This window comes from Streptomyces sp. NPDC087300 (assembly GCF_044744425.1).
GTDB lineage: Bacteria > Actinomycetota > Actinomycetes > Streptomycetales > Streptomycetaceae > Streptomyces.
In genome coordinates, this window is the sequence record NZ_JBIUYI010000001.1 from 788,979 (window position 1) to 805,341 (window position 16,363).

The 16,363-nt window shown below is 72.0% G+C and carries 16 protein-coding genes; 9 read left to right on the forward strand and 7 right to left on the reverse strand.

The annotated features are described in order from the left end of the window. Positions 1-123 precede the first annotated feature (123 nt). The 8 genes from ACIO9J_RS03335 to ACIO9J_RS03370 all read left to right on the forward strand — a co-directional run bounded on the left by ACIO9J_RS03335 (position 124) and on the right by ACIO9J_RS03370 (position 8,055). Entirely contained in the window at positions 124-1,077 is a 954-nt protein-coding gene (locus ACIO9J_RS03335) for an MBL fold metallo-hydrolase (protein ID WP_401991716.1), read from the forward strand. A 52-nt stretch (positions 1,078-1,129) separates the two neighbouring features. Further along, positions 1,130-1,732 carry an isochorismatase family protein gene (locus ACIO9J_RS03340; RefSeq protein WP_401991719.1) on the forward strand — a complete coding sequence of 201 codons (603 nt, stop codon included), beginning with the start codon at positions 1,130-1,132 and terminating at the stop codon, positions 1,730-1,732. A gap of 508 nt (positions 1,733-2,240) precedes the next feature. Next, complete coding sequence (locus ACIO9J_RS03345) at positions 2,241-2,882, forward strand: carbonic anhydrase (RefSeq protein ID WP_401991722.1); 642 nt, start codon at positions 2,241-2,243, stop codon at positions 2,880-2,882. 54 nt (positions 2,883-2,936) lie between these two features. Continuing rightward, positions 2,937-4,520 (forward strand): SulP family inorganic anion transporter, encoded by a 1,584-nt coding sequence (locus tag ACIO9J_RS03350; RefSeq protein ID WP_401991725.1) that lies wholly within the window; start codon positions 2,937-2,939, stop codon positions 4,518-4,520. Positions 4,521-4,739: 219 nt separating this feature from the next. After that, a complete protein-coding gene (locus ACIO9J_RS03355) occupies positions 4,740-4,892 on the forward strand; it encodes a hypothetical protein (RefSeq protein ID WP_401991728.1) in 153 nt (50 codons plus the stop codon). Positions 4,893-4,961: 69 nt separating this feature from the next. Beyond that, positions 4,962-6,188: a hypothetical protein gene (locus tag ACIO9J_RS03360; protein WP_401991730.1), complete on the forward strand. Its 1,227-nt coding sequence runs from the start codon at positions 4,962-4,964 to the stop codon at positions 6,186-6,188. Positions 6,189-6,217: 29 nt separating this feature from the next. Next, on the forward strand, positions 6,218-6,745 hold the full coding sequence (locus ACIO9J_RS03365) for a hypothetical protein (RefSeq protein WP_401991733.1): 528 nt from the start codon (positions 6,218-6,220) through the stop codon (positions 6,743-6,745). Next, complete coding sequence (locus tag ACIO9J_RS03370) at positions 6,742-8,055, forward strand: MFS transporter (RefSeq protein WP_401991736.1); 1,314 nt, start codon at positions 6,742-6,744, stop codon at positions 8,053-8,055. The genes ACIO9J_RS03365 and ACIO9J_RS03370 overlap by 4 nt, the downstream gene beginning before the upstream one ends. Positions 8,056-8,099: 44 nt before the next feature. Here ACIO9J_RS03370 and ACIO9J_RS03375 read toward each other — a convergent pair whose 3' ends face one another. The 3 genes from ACIO9J_RS03375 to ACIO9J_RS03385 form a co-directional block, all read right to left on the reverse strand. Beyond that, positions 8,100-8,981 carry an alpha/beta fold hydrolase gene (locus tag ACIO9J_RS03375; RefSeq protein ID WP_401991739.1) on the reverse strand — a complete coding sequence of 294 codons (882 nt, stop codon included), beginning with the start codon at positions 8,979-8,981 and terminating at the stop codon, positions 8,100-8,102. Positions 8,982-9,061: 80 nt separating this feature from the next. Continuing rightward, positions 9,062-9,433 carry a hypothetical protein gene (locus ACIO9J_RS03380; protein WP_401991742.1) on the reverse strand — a complete coding sequence of 124 codons (372 nt, stop codon included), beginning with the start codon at positions 9,431-9,433 and terminating at the stop codon, positions 9,062-9,064. 123 nt (positions 9,434-9,556) lie between these two features. Continuing rightward, complete coding sequence (locus ACIO9J_RS03385; RefSeq protein ID WP_401991744.1) at positions 9,557-10,228, reverse strand: hypothetical protein; 672 nt, start codon at positions 10,226-10,228, stop codon at positions 9,557-9,559. A 176-nt stretch (positions 10,229-10,404) separates the two neighbouring features. Between ACIO9J_RS03385 and ACIO9J_RS03390 the strand changes: the two genes are divergently transcribed. After that, positions 10,405-11,127 (forward strand): nitroreductase family protein, encoded by a 723-nt coding sequence (locus tag ACIO9J_RS03390; protein WP_401991747.1) that lies wholly within the window; start codon positions 10,405-10,407, stop codon positions 11,125-11,127. 99 nt (positions 11,128-11,226) lie between these two features. On the opposite strand, the gene ACIO9J_RS03395 is transcribed toward ACIO9J_RS03390, so the two are convergent. The 4 genes from ACIO9J_RS03395 to ACIO9J_RS03410 are packed head-to-tail and all read right to left on the reverse strand — an operon-like array spanning position 11,227 to position 15,731. Next, a complete protein-coding gene (locus tag ACIO9J_RS03395) occupies positions 11,227-12,795 on the reverse strand; it encodes an AMP-binding protein (RefSeq protein ID WP_401991750.1) in 1,569 nt (522 codons plus the stop codon). 1 nt (position 12,796) lies between these two features. Beyond that, positions 12,797-14,101 (reverse strand): condensation domain-containing protein, encoded by a 1,305-nt coding sequence (locus ACIO9J_RS03400; RefSeq protein ID WP_401991753.1) that lies wholly within the window; start codon positions 14,099-14,101, stop codon positions 12,797-12,799. Next, positions 14,098-15,372 (reverse strand): cytochrome P450, encoded by a 1,275-nt coding sequence (locus tag ACIO9J_RS03405; protein WP_401991756.1) that lies wholly within the window; start codon positions 15,370-15,372, stop codon positions 14,098-14,100. The genes ACIO9J_RS03400 and ACIO9J_RS03405 overlap by 4 nt, the downstream gene beginning before the upstream one ends. After that, positions 15,369-15,731 (reverse strand): acyl carrier protein, encoded by a 363-nt coding sequence (locus ACIO9J_RS03410; RefSeq protein ID WP_401991758.1) that lies wholly within the window; start codon positions 15,729-15,731, stop codon positions 15,369-15,371. Before ACIO9J_RS03410 ends, ACIO9J_RS03405 begins: the two co-directional genes overlap by 4 nt. Between the last annotated feature and the right edge of the window lie 632 nt (positions 15,732-16,363).

Sequence of the window (16,363 nt, forward strand, 5' to 3'; positions counted from 1 at the left end):
GCACGGACGTCGGCACCACCTTTGAAATCATCGCTAACTACTTGTGTTAGCGTTACTAACACCTGAGGGGCTCCTCCCCCAGGTGCCCGTTCCACCGCTCGTAGCGAAAGTGCTGGTGCCCTGATGCAACGCAGACGCCCGAAGCTCCTCCGCCTCACGGCCGCGGCCGTCGCCGCCACCGCCGGGATCTCCCTGCTCGCCGCGTGCGGCTCCGACGACGGGGACGACAAGGCGGGGGCGGGGAAGCCCGCGGCGGACGCCGGGTCGCCCGCCGCCCGGCCGGGCCCCGCCGGAGGCCGGGACATCTCCGTGACGCACATTGGCGGACCGACCACGGTCGTGGAGATCGCCGGCGCCCGGATCCTGCTCGACCCGACCTTCGACGAGCCGAAGAAGTACAAGTCCGGCCTGGAGAAGACGGCGGGCCCGGCCCTGCGGGCCGAACGGATCGGCAAGATCGACGCGGTGCTGCTCTCCCACGACCAGCACGACGACAACCTCGACGACTCGGGGCGCGCACTGCTCAAGAAGATCCCCGTCGTGCTCTCCACGCCCGGCGCGCACGAGCGCCTCGGCAAGCACGTCACGGGCCTGCGCGGTTGGGAATCGCGCGACCTCAAGGTCGCCGGCAGGACCGTCAAGGTCACCGCCGTACCCGCCCTGCACGGCCCGGACGGCGTGGACCGGGGCGCGGACGGCGAGGTCACGGGTTTCGCACTGAGCGGCAAGGGCGTGCCGACCACCTACATCTCCGGGGACAACGCCTCGGTGAAGGTCGCCAAGGAGGCGGGCGCCGGGATCAAGAAGCGGTTCGGGCGGCTCGACACCGCGATCCTCTTCGCGGGCGCCGCCCGCACCCCGGCCATCCTCGACAACGCGCCGCTGACGCTGACGTCGAAGAACGCCGCGACCGTCGCCAAGGCGCTCTCCCCGCGCAAGGTCGTCCCGGTCCACACGGACAGCTGGAACATCTACTCCCAGGACATGAAGAGCCTCGTCAAGGCGTTCGAGGCCCGCGGCATCGAGGACCGTCTCGTCGTCCCGGCCCCGGCGGGCAAGCCCAAGTCCCTGCGCTGACACGCACGTTCACCCATCACCCTTACCGACCCTCCCCCGAAAGGACCCCCTCATGACCGTCTCCCGCACCCTGCGTGACGTCGTAGGACTCGACAACACCCTGCCCCGGCTCAGCGAGTCGGCGCTCATCATGATCGATTTCCAGAACACCTACCGGACCGGCGTCATGCGGCTCGAAGGCGCCGAGGAAGCGGTGGCGGCCGGTGCCCGGCTGCTGACCGCGGCCCGCGCGGCGGGCGCCCCCGTCGTGCACATCGTCAACGACGGCGGCGAGGGCACTCCGTACGACATCCGGGCCGAGATCGGCGCCATCAGCCCCGAGGTCGCCCCGGTCGACGGCGAGCACGTCATCGTCAAGCAGGTCCCGAACGCCTTCCACGGCACCGACCTGGAGAAGGTCCTGCGCGACCTGGGCGTCGGTACGGAGTTGGTCCTGGCCGGTTTCATGACGCACATGTGCGTGCAGTTCACCGCGCAGGGCGCGTTCAACCTCGGCTACCGCCCGACGGTCGTCGCCGAGGCCACCGCCACCCGCCCGCTCCCCACCACCGCCGGCACGCCCCTGCCCGCCTCCGCCCTCCAGACGGCGGCACTCACCACGATCGCCGACCTGTTCGGCACGGTGGCCTCGACGGTCGACGAACTGGCCGTCTAGAGCGGAGGGGTGGGGGCCTGACGGGGGTAGGCCCCCACCCTCCTCCGGCCTGTCAGCCTGTCAGCCTGTCAGCAGTCGACCAACATCTGTTCGTCCTGCGGTCGGGAGTCGGGCACGCAGACGCTGAGCCTTGAGGGGACCCGGACCTATCGCGGCTACGGGATCGGGCAGGGGGCGCAGTGGTTCTGACCCAGCGTCGCGATCGCAAGGATCTGCGAACGGAATCCCCTTCCGGGCTCCACATGATCTCCACGAGATTCATGACCAACGGTTGACCATTGGACCAACTCCCAGCTCAGCAGCACTTATTACTCAATCTTTGGCAGGATTTTGCTCTGTCATCAAAGGTTAATGCGATGGCAAAGTGAGGGTCATGGCAGCGGCTCACGCTGTCCGAGGGGCGCCACGGCGTCCGCCAATGGCGGCGGGCGCCGCGTCCCACCGTCACCATCGACCCGACCACACCGCGTCACGGCAGCCGCCGCACCGACGCAGGAGGCAGGCCACCTTGCAATCACTGATCGAGAACGCCCGTACGTTCGCCGCCACTCATGTCGCGGATCCCCGGAACGCCGCGGCCTTCGAGGCCCTCGGAGCGGGACAGTCACCCGAAGCGCTGTTCGTCACCTGTTCCGACTCACGCGTCGTCCCGACCCTGATCACCGGGGCACGCCCCGGCGAACTCTTCGAACTCCGCACGGCGGGCAACGTCGTGCCGCCCTACCCCCACGGCGGCCCGATAGCCGCCGAAGGCCGCCCCATGAGCGAGGCGGCCACCATCGAGTACGCGGTCTGCGTGCTCGGGGTCCGCGACATCGTGGTCTGCGGACACTCGCACTGCGGAGCCGTCGGCGCGCTGGTCAGGCGCGAAGACCTCTCCGCCGTACCCGCCGTGCGCGACTGGCTCGAGGTTTCCGTCGCGCCCGACGCCGCCCTGCGCTCGCTGGCCCCCACCTCGGTGGACGTGGCGGAAGCGGTGCAGGCCCACGTCCTGGACCAGGTGGCGATACTGCGCTCGTACCCCTGCGTCAGTGAGCGGACCGCCGACGGTTCGCTCACCCTGCACGCCTGGTACTACGAGGTGCACACCGGCACCGTCGCCGCCCACAGCCCGTCCTCGGACGGCAGGCCGGGATTCGGCCCGTTGTGAGCGCCGCCGCGCCCCACCGCCCGGCCCGCTCCCACGACAGGACCCCCCACCCCCATGTCCTCCTTCACCTCCTCCTTCCTCGCCCCCTACCGCGCGCTGCGTGAACCGGGCGCCCTGCGCCGGGACTTCCTCGCCTCGCTCGTCGTCTTCCTCGTCGCCCTGCCGCTCTGCGTCGGCGTGGCCGTCGCCTCCGGCGTCCCCGCCGAACTGGGCCTGGTCACCGGCATCGTCGGCGGTCTGATCGTCGGCTTCCTGCCGGGCAGCGCCCTTCAGGTCAGCGGGCCCGCCGCCGGACTCACCGTGCTCGTCTACGAGGCGGTACAGGAGTTCGGGCTCGGCATGCTCGGCGCGATCGTGCTGCTCACGGGCGCGCTCCAGATAGCCCTCGGCCTACTGCGCTGCGGCCGGTGGTTCCGCGCGATCTCGGTCTCCGTCGTCCAGGGCATGCTGGCGGGCATCGGGCTCGTCCTGATCCTCGGCCAGCTGTACACCATGGCCGGCGCGGAGCAGCCGCGTTCGGGCATCGAGAAGATCACCGGGCTGCCCGGACTGCTCGTCGACACACTGGGCGACACCACGGCGCTGACCGCAGGGGCCGTCGGTCTCGGCACCATCGCCGTGCTCGTGCTGTGGCCCAAACTGCCGCCGTCCGCACGCCTGTTGCCCGCCCCGCTGGCCGCCGTCGCGCTGGCCACCGCCGTCACCGCCGGGCTCCGCCTGGACATCGCGAACGTGACGGTGAGCGGTCTGTTCGACGCGATCCAGCCACCGGGGTTCGGCGATCTCGCGGAGCTCGGCAGCATGGCCGTGCTCGGCACCGTCCTGGCGTTCACCCTGATCGCGTCCGCCGAATCGCTGTTCAGCGCGGCCGCGGTGGACCGCATGCACGACGGACCCCGTACGCACTACGACAAGGAGCTCGTCGCCCAGGGCGTCGGCAACACGGTGTGCGGCGTGCTCGGCGCGCTGCCGATGACCGCGGTCATCGTCCGCAGCTCGGCCAACGTGCAGGCGGGTGCCCGCACTCCGCTCTCGCGCATCCTGCACGGCGCGTGGCTGCTGCTCTTCGCCGTGCTGCTGCCCGCCGCGCTCGGCATCATCCCGCTGGCGGCGCTGGCCGGCGTCCTGGTGCACGCGGGCTGCAAGCTGATCCCCGTCAAGGAGATCGTGCCGCTGGCCCGCGCCCACCGCGGTGAGGCGATCGTCCTCGCGGTCACCGCGATCGCCATCGTGGTGACCAACATGTTCGAGGGCGTCGTCATCGGCCTGGTCCTCGCGGTGGTCAAGTCCGCCTGGGAGACCTCCCATGTCAACGTGGACGTACGGGAGTTGACCGGCGGGCGCCTCATCGTGACCCTCACGGGGAACGCCACCTTCCTGCGACTGCCGCGCATCCTGGAGACGCTGGAGGCCATGCCCAAGGACCGGCCGACAGAGCTGGACCTGACCCTCGTGCGCCATCTGGACCACGCGTGCCGCACGACGCTGGAGAACTGGGCGCTGCGGCACAACGACAGCGGTACGGAGGCGGTGCGGATGAAGACGTCGCCCGCCAACGGCTCCGGGGCCGATCCGGTGGCCGGCTCCGTGGCCGATTCCAGAGTCGAGGAATCCGCGCGGGCGCGGACCCGACACTGACTCCTGCCCCTCCCGGGGCCCCGCCGACCCGCCGCGCGCCGACGTGCCCGCGCGCGGCGGGTTCGGCCTGCCCGGATGCCCCCACTGGGCGTATCCGGACGCAGGGATGCGATTTACGCCATCCAGTCCGCCCCCGTTGACACTCCCTTGACCATCTCTTTACGTTTGATGGCGAGGGAACAAACACCCTCAAAAGCTATTCAGCTAGGAGATTTCACTATGGACAAGCTCATCAAGCGCATGACCGAAGAGTCCGTGTGGCAGAAGTGGGTCGCCGCCAACTCGGCCCAGGGCGCGAAGGACGGCTGCATCAGCGCCACGCCGAAGAGCGGCTGCATCAGCGCCGCCGGCAAGACCGGCTGCATCTCCTGACCCGCTGATGTCTCGGGGCCGCCGCCGGCACGGCGGCGGCCCCGCCCCCGCCACCACCCCGGAGCCCCCTTGAACCGCCTGCCGAGCGCCGACGTCCTTGACCAGGTCCGCGACATCCCCCTCTACCGCGACTCCGTCGAGCGCGGGGAGTTCCCGATCCTCGAGAAGCCGGAGATCGCCGAGGGCTTCCCCGACAACTGGATGACCCCCGAACTGGCCCGTGCGCTCGAGGCGGGCGACGCCGAGTACGTGCTGTCCACCGGGACCAACCACGCCCGGATGCAGCTCATCCGGCCGCCGTACTTCCTGCTGCGCTCCTACTACCGCCTGTGGAGCGAGCACCCCGACCTCGCGTCCTGCTGGCACGCGGGCGCCCGGCGGATCTCCCTCACCACCGTGCTCGCCACCGAGCACGTCGCCCGCGTCAACGCCCGCAAGCCCGGCACGACCCCGGGCGAGCGCTGGCTCGACGACCGCACGCTGTACCTCAACCGCCGCCTGGATCCAGCCGATTGGGACCGCGCCGAGGTGACGCGGATGCTCGCCGAGATCCGCGAGGTCAGCGCCGCGCACCCCGAAGGCTCGTACCTCCTCGACTGTTCCGCGAACCATCTGGCGCACCTGGCCCGCAAGGTCACCGAGTGGGACCTGTGGGATCACTTCCCGCGCCCCTCCGGGATCGTCCACGCCTATGAGTACGCGCCGTTGAACGTCCGCGCGTATCTGCGCGCCCGCTTCGGCTGCCCCGTGGTCGACCTCTTCGGCAGTACGGAACTGGGCTACCTCTTCTACAGCGACGCGGACGGCGGCTACCGGCCCTATCTGCACGACATGAGCGTGGAGTTGATCCCGGTGCGGGCGGGCAGCGGCATCCACAGTCTCATCGTCACCAGCGTCCGCAACCCGTACATGCCGCTGGTCCGTTACCGGTCGGGCGACTGCGTGCGCACCAGCGACGGCAGCGCGGACCCCGAGCGGATCGTCTCCTTCTGCGGCCGCGAGAAGGAACTGCTGCCCGCGCCGGAAGGGCCCGTCGCGCAGGCCGATCTGGACGCGCGCGTCGCCGCCGTCTCGCCCCGCGTCTTCCTCCAGGAGCTGCACCTGACCGGTGAAGGAACGTGCCGCCTGCGGTACACGACCTTCGACGGCAGGCCGCTCACGCCCGGCGACGAGGCCGACCTCGCCCTGTCCGTACACGCGTTGACCGGACGCTCCTGCACCGTCGAACACCGCGAACACGTTCCCATCGGACGCTCCGGCAAGTACGCCTGGCTGACCACGCAGGACCCGGCGTGACCGCGCGCCCCGACGCACAGGACCCCACCATGCACACGGACACCCTCACGCCCGGCAACGCCCCCACCGCCGAGGAACTGCTCGGCGCCGCCCTGCACGCGGAGGTGGTCCGGCACTTCGCGGAGCTGCCCGACGCCCCGGACACCGCCGCCGTCACGTACCAAGTACGCGAATGCCTGCGCTACCTCTATCTGGTCTCCCGCCACCCCGACCGGCTCGGCGGCCTCTTCCTCCCCGTCGAGCAGGACATCGACGAGATCTGGCACTACCTGATCCTGCAGACCCGCGAATACCGGGAGCTGTGCGAACAGCGGCTGCCCGGAGGCCACTTCATCCACCACCGCAGCATCTCGTACGACGCCTACCAGGCCGACCCCGGCCGGGAGACCGCGGCCGAGGAAGCCCTGCGGTGGATCCCCCTCTACACCGCGGCGTTCGGCCCCTTCGACGCGGACGCCCTGCCGCACTGGACGGTCGTGCGCTTCCTCCACGACCAACTGGGCCTGTCCCTGGCCGAGATCTCGGACGTCGACGCCGTCGCGGGGACACCGGCATGACCGTCACGGCGCCGCGCGCCGGGGGCGCGGCGCCGCCTGACGTGCTCCGCCGCGTCCTGACCGTGCTCGTCGTCTCGCAGACGCTCGGCGGTGCGGGCATGGCGGCGGGCATCACGGTCGGCGCGCTGCTCGCAGAGGACCTGCTCGGCTCCACCGGCCTCGCCGGACTGCCGACCGCGCTGTTCACCGGCGGCGCCGCCCTCGGCGCGGCGGCCATCGGCCGCATCTCGCAGCGCCACGGGCGCCGTCCGGGGCTCGCCCTCGGCCACGGCGCCGCGGCCCTCGGCAGCGCGGGGGTCGTCGCGGGCGCGGCCTGGCAGTGGGCGTGGCTGCTCCTGGCGTCGCTCTTCGTGTACGGGGCTGGCACCGCGACCGGCCTGCTCGCCCGGTACGCGGGCGCCGACATCGCCCCGCCCGAGCGGCGCGGCCGCGCCACCGGCACGGTGCTGCTCGCCACGACGCTGGGCGCGGTGATCGGCCCGAACCTGGTCGGACCGACGGGCGCGGTCGCGCACGCCTGGGGCATCCCGCGGCTTGCCGGTCCCTTTCTGCTCGCCGCGGTCGCCTACTCGGCGGCGGGTCTGGTGCTGTGGGGGTGGCTGCGTCCCGACCCACTGATGCTTGCCCGCACGGCACAGGAGACGGCCCCGGACCTCGAGTCCGCGCCCGTACCCGCGCAGCGGTCGGCGACGGTGTCCCCCACAGCGCCCGGCCCACCCGCTCCCGGCCTCGTCACCGGCGCCACCGTCATGATCACCGCCCAACTGGTGATGATCGCGTTGATGACGATGACGCCCGTCCACATGACAGGACACGGCCACGGCACCCAGGCCGCCGGGTTCGTCATCGCGCTGCACGTGGGCGCGATGTTCCTGCCCTCGCCGCTGAGCGGGCTGCTGGTGGACCGGATCGGGCGGCTGCCCGTGGCGGCCGCGTCCGGCGCCGTGCTGCTCGCCGCCTGCCTGGTCGCCGCGCTCGCCCCGCCGGACGGCATGGTGCTGCTCTCCTGCGCGCTCGTCCTGCTCGGCGTGGGCTGGAACCTGGCGCTGGTCAGCGGTACGGCGCTGATCACGGACGCCGTACAGGGAGAGCGCCGCGCCTCCGTGCAGGGACTGGTCGATGTGGGCGTGTCCCTGGCGGGCGCGACCGGCGGCATGGCGTCGGGCCTGGTGGTGGCGGGCGGCGGCTATCCGCTCCTCGCGGTCGCGGCGGGCACGCTCGCCCTCGCGGTGATCCCGCTGGTGGCCCTGCGGGGCGCGGCCCGGTCCCGGCCCCCGGCAGATCGGGACGGGCCGCACGCACGGGGGTGACGCGGCCCGTGACGAAGGCCGCGGCTAAGGCCCGTGACGAGGCGTCAGCGGTGGGTGTCGAACACCTCGCGGAGCATCCGGGCGAAGTCCTCCGGGGCTCCTTGCTGACCGAACTCGCCGCCGAGGAAGCCCGCGTGGTGACTCGGGAAGATCGTCGGCGCACCGCCGAGGCGGGCGGCGATCGCCGCCGCGGCACGGGCGGGGAACTCCCCTTCGGACTCCTCGCCCGCCGCGATCACGAGGTGCGTCGACGCGGCGCCGAGTGCGTCGAAGTCGGGCTGGTACCAGGCACAGCCCCGGAGGTTCTGCCCGAACAGCGCGTCGTCACGGGACCCGTCGTCCTCGGCCGACAGGCCGAAGTCGGCGGGTGCGGCGACCGGCTGGTCCCGCCAGTTGGCCTGGAAGGGGCCCTTCCAGCTCGTCACCCCGATGAACTTCGCCATCGCGGGCCCCATGCCTTCCCGTTGGTACGTCTCGTACAGGTCCAGGCAGACCGCGAGGGCCGTGTCGCGGTCCGGCAGGACCTGCGCCGTCGGCGGCTCGTGCGCGACGAGCGTGTGCACGAGCCCCGGGTGCCGGGCGACCAGGGCCAGCGCGTTGACGGCGCCGCCGCTGCTGGCGAACAGGTCCACCGGGCCCACCCCGAGCGCCTCGATGACCTGCCGCACGTCGTCGGCGTGCTCCTCCGGCGTCGACTCCACCACCCCGTCCGTACGCGCGCTGCGGCCCACTCCGCGCGGGTCGTAGGTGACGACGGTCCGGTCGGTGAAGTGCGACGCCAGCGAGGCGAAGCCACTGGCGTCCATCGGCGAGCCGATCAGCACGAGCACGCGGGCGCCGTCCGCCGTGCCGCTCAGCGGGCCCCGGATGTCGTACTGGATCTCGGCACCGTTCGTGGCCAGCTTGTGGGTCACGGGATCGGCCATGGCTGTCTCCTCAGAGGTTCTGATTCGTCATGATGGGCGTCATGACGTGCACCGATACAGACCGGTGCGGACGCCGGAACTCATCGCATCGGACGCACCTTTCCGCGCCCGTTGTCCTCGCAGTGTTCGAGCGGGTTCACGAAGAACTGCACCGCTCCGGAGGCGACGACCTCCGTCATGACCCGCTTCCAGCGGGGCGAGCAGTCCTCCAGGGTCCGGGAGAGCTCGAAGTAGCAGAGACCGGCCTCGAAGCGGTCCGGGATCGCGGCACAGGGTTCCGGCGTCTCGGCCCTCGGTACGACGCGGGTCCCGGCCGGTGCGCCCGGGGTCTCCGCGGCGGCCGAACCGGCGGTGAGCGCGGCGGCCATCAGGACACCGCCGGCCACGGATGCGGCGAGGCGACGGGCGGTGGGGCGGGACAGCGGCAGCGGGCGGGGCAGGGGGCGGGACATCGGCGGGCTCCTTCTCGGGTGACCGGTCGGCCGTCCGACGGGGGTGTCCGTCTGACGTGGCGACCGGCGGAACGGTTCACCCGGTAAACGGCCGACCGCCCGATCGGCAACCGGTCGGGCGCCTCAATGGCTGAGTTCCCGCTCCACCCGGGCCAGTCGGCGCTCGTTGCGCCGGCGCATCCAGGCGGCCCAGCAGAGGAAGACCAGGGTGCCGACGAGCCAGCACAGGCCGAGGACCGTCTGGCCGAGGACCAGCAGGAGAACGCCGAAGACCGCGAGGACGACCCCGGACACCGCGAAGATCCAGTGGGCCCGGGTCCTGGCGCCCATCTGCTTCCTGCGGCGTCGCGCCAGGCGCAGCATGGAGGCCCGTTCGGCCGGATCGCCGGGCAGGTCCTCCCGCCTGATGCGGCGGTCCAGGGCGGGAACCGTGTCCGTCTGCGCGCCGACGGCCCGCGCGTCACGGCGACGCCCGTACATGAGTACGGCCGTGAGCACCGCGCCGGAGACGGCGCCCGCGACGACCGCGGACCAGAGGTCGTAGCCGCGCAGCAGGAACTTCGACCCGGCGAAGACGACCGTGACGAGCAGACCCGTCGCCCACCAGCTGTCGAACCACCGGCGGCGCGTCCGTCCGGGGCGCGGCGGGCCACCGGCCCGCGGCTCGGTGCGGCCCTCGGCTTGGGCGCGTGGCGGTGCGGCGTTCTCGTGAGTGCTTTCGTTGGCGCTCTCGTGGGCGTTCTCGTGGGCACTTTCCTGGGCGCTCGCGTCGGTGCTGCGCATGTCCGGTGGCACGGCGGGCTCCTTCCCTTCCGGGGGTTCTGCCCGAGCTTCGGGAGGCTCTCCCGGGCGGCGGCTTCCGCGCCCGGGTACCCCCGGAGCCCACCCGGACACGGCCGTGTCCGCGCACCGGCCGGATCGTGGCGTCACGCCCCTGCCGCTCGCCGCCGTCATGATCTACCTTCGTGATCATGACTGACGCCCCTGAGATACCCGGTGATCCCGCACTGTTCGGCACCATGTCCACGATGCGCGCGATGCGCAGGATCAAGCCGGACCCGGTCCCCGAGGCCCTCCTCGACCAGCTGGTCCAGGCCGCCGTGTGGGGTCCCAGCGGCGGGAACATGCAGTGCTACGAGTACGTCGTCGTCACGGACCGCGCGGTGATGGCGCGGCTCGCCCCGCTGTGGGAGCGCTGTGTGGACGCCTACTTGGCGACCACCGGGAAGCTCGCGCCGGAGGGGATGGACGGCGCGGCGTACGGACGCATGGTGGACGCGATCAGGTACCAGCGCGACCACTTCGCGGAGACGCCCGCGCTCATCGTTCCCTGCTACAGCTTCCCGCCCCCGCGCATCGACGAGGAAGGGATACGGCTCTCGGTCGAGGCGCTCGGTCCCGTCGCCGCGGCGCGGCAGGCCGACCCCTCGACGCAGACGCGCTTCCAGGCCCTGGCCGAGGGCTCGTGCGTCTACCCCGGAGTGCAGAACCTCCTCCTCGCGGCGCGCGGCCTCGGTCTCGCCGCCAACATCACCATCTGGCACCTGATGCTGGAGCAGGAGTGGAAGGCGGTGCTCGGCATTCCGGAGGGGATCAACACGTTCGCCGCGATCCCGGTCGGCTATCCCGTCGGCAACTTCGGCCCTGTCAGGCGCCGTTCCGTACGTGAGGTGGTGCATCGCGACGGGTGGTGAGGGGGTCGGCCGGACGGTCCGGACCTTGTCATCAGGTCCGGACCCGGCCGTGCCGTCGGTCCCGGACCGGGGCGTGTCCTCGATCGCTGAGTCCCCGCCTCAGCGCCGCCGCTCGGCGGACGCCCTGCGGTCCAACATCCCGTAATCGACCTTCCCATTGGGCAGGTGCGGCAGTGCGGGGACGGGGATGACGCGGGCGGGCAGTGCGGTCGTGGGGAGGCTGCGCAGCAGCTGCGCTCTGGCCCGTCGCTCGTCGAACGCGGTGCCCTCGGTGACGACGAATCCGATCGGCCTGGGCCGGGGCGCCGCTCCGTTCACGCCGACGCCGGCTTCCGTGACGCCGTCGCACAGGGTGAGGGCGCGTTCGATCTCGGCGCGTTCCAGGCGCAGGCCGCCGAGCTTGAGCTGGTCGTCGGCCCTTCCCCGGAAGAGGAGTTCGCCGTCTTCGCGGACCGTCACGAGGTCGCCGGTGCGGTAGTGGCGGATGCCGTGCAGGGTGACGAAGCGGCCGGGCTCCCGTCCGTCGGCGTCGTTCCCCCGCCCGTCAGCGTCGGTCCGCGCCGCCTCTTCGGGCACGGCCAGGCCAGGTCCCGCGATGTACAGCTCGCCTTCGGCGATGTGCAGGGTGACCCCGGGGACGGGCCGCCCAATGGGAACCGTGCGGGCGTCGCCGTCGGCGGGTGTGCAGACGTGGGCGGTGGCCCACACCGTGCACTCGGTCGGTCCGTACTCGTTGTGGAGGCCGACTCCCGGCAGTTCGGCGAAGTGCCCTGCGACCAGGCCGGGCGGGCAGCTCTCACCGGCCACGATCACGGTGGTGAGCGTACGCAGCCGGGGCGCGAGACCGCCGCGCAGCGCCGCCCCGTAGAGCGAGGGCACCATCAACAGGTGCGTGGCGCGGTGGAGTTCGGCGGCGCGGGCGACGGCAAGCAGGTCGCCGGGCCTCTCACCGGGCACGACGAGCAGCCCGCCACTGGCCAGCGTCCACCAGATGCCCGCCATGGAACTGTCGAACGAGATCGACGAGCAGAGCAGGAACGCGCCGACGCGCTCGGCGTAGTGGCTCAGGCGCGCGGCGGTGGACCAGCCGAGGGACGTGGCCGCGATCGTCACGGCCTTGGGCAGCCCGGTCGAGCCGCTGGTGAAGCAGGTGTAGGCGTGGGTGCCGCGACGGGTGGGACCGGCACCGCCCCGCCGTGTTCCGCAGTCGATACGTTCCAGCCCTGCCAAGGGAACCGGTGTCTGCGCCGACGCGGCGGGCTCGCCCGGCCCCGGATGCTTCCCGGGCCGCCCCGCCCCTTCCCTCTCCGGTACGAGTACGAAGCGGGCGCCGCTGCCCTGCGCCATGAGCCGTTGCCGGTCCTCGGGGAAGCTCGCGTCGACGGGGACGTAGCAGCAGCCCGCCCGCAGGACCCCGAGCAGCGCGGCGATCGTGTGGCGCGACGCGGTGCCGTGCACCACGACCGGTTCGTCGGGTCGTGCGCCGCGGGCGAGCAGCGCACCGGCCACCGCGCCCGACGCCTCGTCGAGTTCGCGGTAGCTGAAGGCGCCCGTGCTGTCGGCGACGGCCGCCGCGCCCCCGCCGAGGTGGGGTTCGACGAGATCGAGGATGTGCGGCTGGCGCGAGCCGGTGGGCCGCTGCTCCCCGGCGTCGCGGGCCGCGCCCATCTCAGCCGACCAGTTCGGTCAGGGCGTCCAGGTAGGTGGCGACGGCCCGTTCGATCCACTCGGCACTGAACAAGTGGGCGTCGTAGGTGACGTATCCGCCCGGCTGGTCGTCCCAGCGCATCGTCCACAGGAAGGGCAGCGGGATCGGCAGAGGCGGCTGCGAGTCCAGCGCGAGCCGGTCCAGGACGAGCGCGGGCGTCCGCGCGGCCGGGCGGACCGGGGAGCGCACGATCATCTGGAAGACGGGGGCGACCAGGTCGCGTGCGGTCATCCGCTCCAGGAGCTGGGGCGACTGCCGCAGTACGGGGATGAGCGGGATGTCGTGCGCGTACGCCTCCCGGCAGCGCCCGTCGACGCGCGGGCACAGCTCCCGCAGGGACTTCGCGTCGTGCGCGCCGGAGTGTTCGACGCGGATCTGGAGCACGTTGAGCAGGAATCCGACGGTGTCCCATTCGGACGGGATGCGGCCCGCCGTGATGACCGGGACCATCGCGTCGCCCGGTGGGAGCAGCGCGCCGACGAAGGTGGTGAGGAGCAGCGTGAAGGGGGTGGTGCGGCCGCGCCGGGCCGTCTCCCGTACGGCGTCGCGCAGTTGAGGTTCGATGCGGAAGGGGTGCATGGCGGTCGGTCCCGGCGCGGCGTCGGGCGTCTCGGCGGGCAGCCCGAGCCCGTCCACCCCGGTGAGCCGGTCCCGCCAGTAGGGCAGGGCCTGGGCGATGCGGGCCTGCCATGTGTCGCTGTGGTCCTCGGCCGCGATGTCGGTGTACTGCATGACGTCGGGTGCGAGCGGCGCTCCGCCGTGCAGCCGCGCGGTGTAGGCGGCGGCGACGTCGCGGGCGAGCACGTCCTGCGACCAGGCGTCGGCCGCGATGTGATGGGCGACGAGGACGAGGACGGCGTCGTCGCCTCTGCGTCCCAAGTAGGCCCACAGCAACGGCGGTTCGTCGCACGAGTGGGGCCTGGTGGTGGTCTCGGCGATCCACGTGTCGAAGGACCGGCCGGGGCCGAGGCGGGTCACGGTGAGCCGGGCCGGCATCGGGGGCAGCACGCGCTGCCGCAGCTCCCCGTCGCCGCGGACCAGCAGGGTGCGCAGCGCGCCGTGCCGGGCGACGACGTCGTCCAGGGCGCGGCGCAGCACGCGTTCGTCCACCGCCCCCGACACCCGGTAGGCCGCGCGCACCAGAAAGCCGGGCTGGAGGACGGTGCCCGGCAGGAGCGTCTCGACGAGGTCGAGGAGCTCCTGCGCGTACGTGGCCCGGTGCGTGTCGGACGTCTCGTGTGCCGCGCGGGGCGTGGCTTCCGTCACCGCGCCACCTCCTTCTGCGTCGGCCGTACGCGTACGGGCAGGTGCGTGATGCCGGAGAGAAACGTGGAGCGCGCCCGCCGGGGCGCGCCGGTGACCTCGATCTCGGCGTACCGCGCGAACAGTTCCGCGAAGAACAGTCGGAGCGTGACCCGCGCGATGCCGGCGCCCGCGCAGTAGTGGGGGCCCGCGCCGAACGCGAGGTGCCGGTTGCGGCGGCGGCCGGGGTCGAACACGTCGGGGCGGGGGAACACGGCCTCGTCGTGGTTGGCGGAGCCGAGCCACGCCACGACCGCGTCGCCCTCGGCGACGGGCACACCGGCGAGCACGACGGGACGGCGCGCGTACCGCATGAAGTGCCGCGCGGGCGACGCCCTGCGCAGCGCCTCCTCCACTCCGCTGTCGAGCAGGTCGGGGCGCGTGGCCCAGTCCGCGTAGCGGCCGGTGCCGCACAGGTCGAACACGGCGGCGGGCGGCACGTGGGCCAGCGTCACACCGGCGCCGAGCAGCAGGCTGTAGCAGTTGGAGAGGACCTCGCCGGGGGTGAGGCGGGCGCCGTCGACCTCCATGGTCAGGAGGACGTCGACCAGGTCGCCGTGGTCTCCGTCCGGGAGTCCGAGGCGTGCGGGGCGGTCGCCTTGTGCGTGGCGGCGCCGGTCGCGCACCAAGTCCGCGAAGTACGCGAAGAGTTCACGGTGTCCGCGTTCCAGAGTGGCATCGCGCCCGCCGGGCAGCTGGTGGTCGGGGTCGTCCTCGGCCGCGCACATCATCGCGAGCCGTACGAGGCGGGGCCTGTCCCGTACGGGCAGGCCGAGCAGCGGTCCGAGGACCACCAGCGGGAGCTGCGCGCAGGCCGCGGCGAAGTCGAACGTCAGCTCGCCACCCGGCGGCGCGGCGGGCAGGAGGTCGCGGATGCCCGCGCGGATCTGTTCGGCGTGCGCCTCGGCGGAGCGCAGCCGCAGGGCGCGGTGCAGCGGCGCGCGCATGCGGTCGTGGCGGGGCGGGTCGGTGACGGCCATCTGGCGGCGCGCGGCCGGGTCGGACCTGCCCAACAGGCTGAGCAGCGTGCCGCGTTCGGAGGTGAAGGACGCGTGGTCCGCGAGGACGCGCTCGACGTCCGCGTACCGCGTCACGGACCAGAAGCCGAGCGTGCCGGAGACCTGCTGCCAGGACACGGGCGCGTGCTCGCGCAGCGCCCGCCAGGTCGTGTACGGGTCGCCGTCCGCGTACAGCGCCGGGTCGGCGAGGTTCACGTCGGCGGGTCGTACGGTCACCGTCCCGGCTCCGGGCGAGGCGTGCCGGGTCCGGACATCACGGGGTCCGTCGCCGTCGTCGCCGTACCGCCTCTTCCCGCCGTCTCCATGGCGGCTCGGCCCGCCGCCTCGACGGCCTCGGCGAGGGCCGCGATCGTGGGCGAGAGGAACAGCGCCGCCGCGGGCACCTCGACGCCGAACTCCGTGTCGATGGCGAGCTGGAGTTCGGCGGCGAGCAAGGAGTCGCCGCCGAGTTCGAAGAAGTCGTCCTCGACGCCGATCGGCTCGACCGCCAGACCGATGCTGCCGAGGCCGGCGCTCCAGAGGGCGACCAGTCTGTCCTCGACGGTGGTCCGTGGCTCGATGTAGACGGAGCTCATGCCGAGTGCTTCGCGGCTCGATCCGAGCGGTTCGCTGCTTGCGCCGAACGCTTCGCGCGCCCTCGCGCCGTCGACTGCGGGACGGTCGTCCACCGGTATCGGCCTCCCCCAAGGCGTGACAAGGCGGTGTCCGTCGACCTTGTCAGCCCCTGGACGGGAGGGGCAACCACGCTTTCCCGCCAAAGCCTCTTCAAAGAATATTCCAAAGGTGCGCAAAAAGCAGGTCAAAAGAAGAGCGCGACTTCCGGAACACCTGATGCACGATAAAACTCCCGCACACCCAGACCCCTCACCCGCACCCCACCAAATCACCCACCCCTCCCGCCCCGCCCACATCCGGAAGAGCGCCACGGACAAGAAAGCACGTTTCCGCCCGAGGCCATTCAGAACGCCTTTTCATACATCGATTCCACGCCACGCACCTGTATCTGACGAAGCCGCACACACTTCGCCCCACCTCTACATAACCGCAGCTCAACAGGCCAGGAAGGCGCCATGCGGCAATTCCACGACCCTTCCACCAAGGCGTCCGGATGTGGCGCGAATCACATCGAACAGAGCTTCGGAATGTGGTTCAGTGTGTTTTCTGCACTGTATTTAAAAAAGGACAAGCAATGGGGGAATTAAGCGTA

What these genes read in the sequence shown, in the direction of transcription:
- ACIO9J_RS03355 (WP_401991728.1), top strand. Translation starts at nt 4,740, where the DNA reads ATGGACAAGCTCATCAAGCGCATGACCGAAGAGTCCGTGTGGCAGAAG.
- ACIO9J_RS03370 (WP_401991736.1), top strand. Translation starts at nt 6,742, where the DNA reads ATGACCGTCACGGCGCCGCGCGCCGGGGGCGCGGCGCCGCCTGACGTG.
- ACIO9J_RS03390 (WP_401991747.1), top strand. Translation starts at nt 10,405, where the DNA reads ATGACTGACGCCCCTGAGATACCCGGTGATCCCGCACTGTTCGGCACC.
- ACIO9J_RS03380 (WP_401991742.1), bottom strand. Translation starts at nt 9,433, where the DNA reads ATGTCCCGCCCCCTGCCCCGCCCGCTGCCGCTGTCCCGCCCCACCGCC.
- ACIO9J_RS03365 (WP_401991733.1), top strand. Translation starts at nt 6,218, where the DNA reads ATGCACACGGACACCCTCACGCCCGGCAACGCCCCCACCGCCGAGGAA.
- ACIO9J_RS03350 (WP_401991725.1), top strand. Translation starts at nt 2,937, where the DNA reads ATGTCCTCCTTCACCTCCTCCTTCCTCGCCCCCTACCGCGCGCTGCGT.
- ACIO9J_RS03375 (WP_401991739.1), bottom strand. Translation starts at nt 8,981, where the DNA reads ATGGCCGATCCCGTGACCCACAAGCTGGCCACGAACGGTGCCGAGATC.
- ACIO9J_RS03410 (WP_401991758.1), bottom strand. Translation starts at nt 15,731, where the DNA reads ATGAGCTCCGTCTACATCGAGCCACGGACCACCGTCGAGGACAGACTG.
- ACIO9J_RS03340 (WP_401991719.1), top strand. Translation starts at nt 1,130, where the DNA reads ATGACCGTCTCCCGCACCCTGCGTGACGTCGTAGGACTCGACAACACC.
- ACIO9J_RS03335 (WP_401991716.1), top strand. Translation starts at nt 124, where the DNA reads ATGCAACGCAGACGCCCGAAGCTCCTCCGCCTCACGGCCGCGGCCGTC.
- ACIO9J_RS03395 (WP_401991750.1), bottom strand. Translation starts at nt 12,795, where the DNA reads ATGGGCGCGGCCCGCGACGCCGGGGAGCAGCGGCCCACCGGCTCGCGC.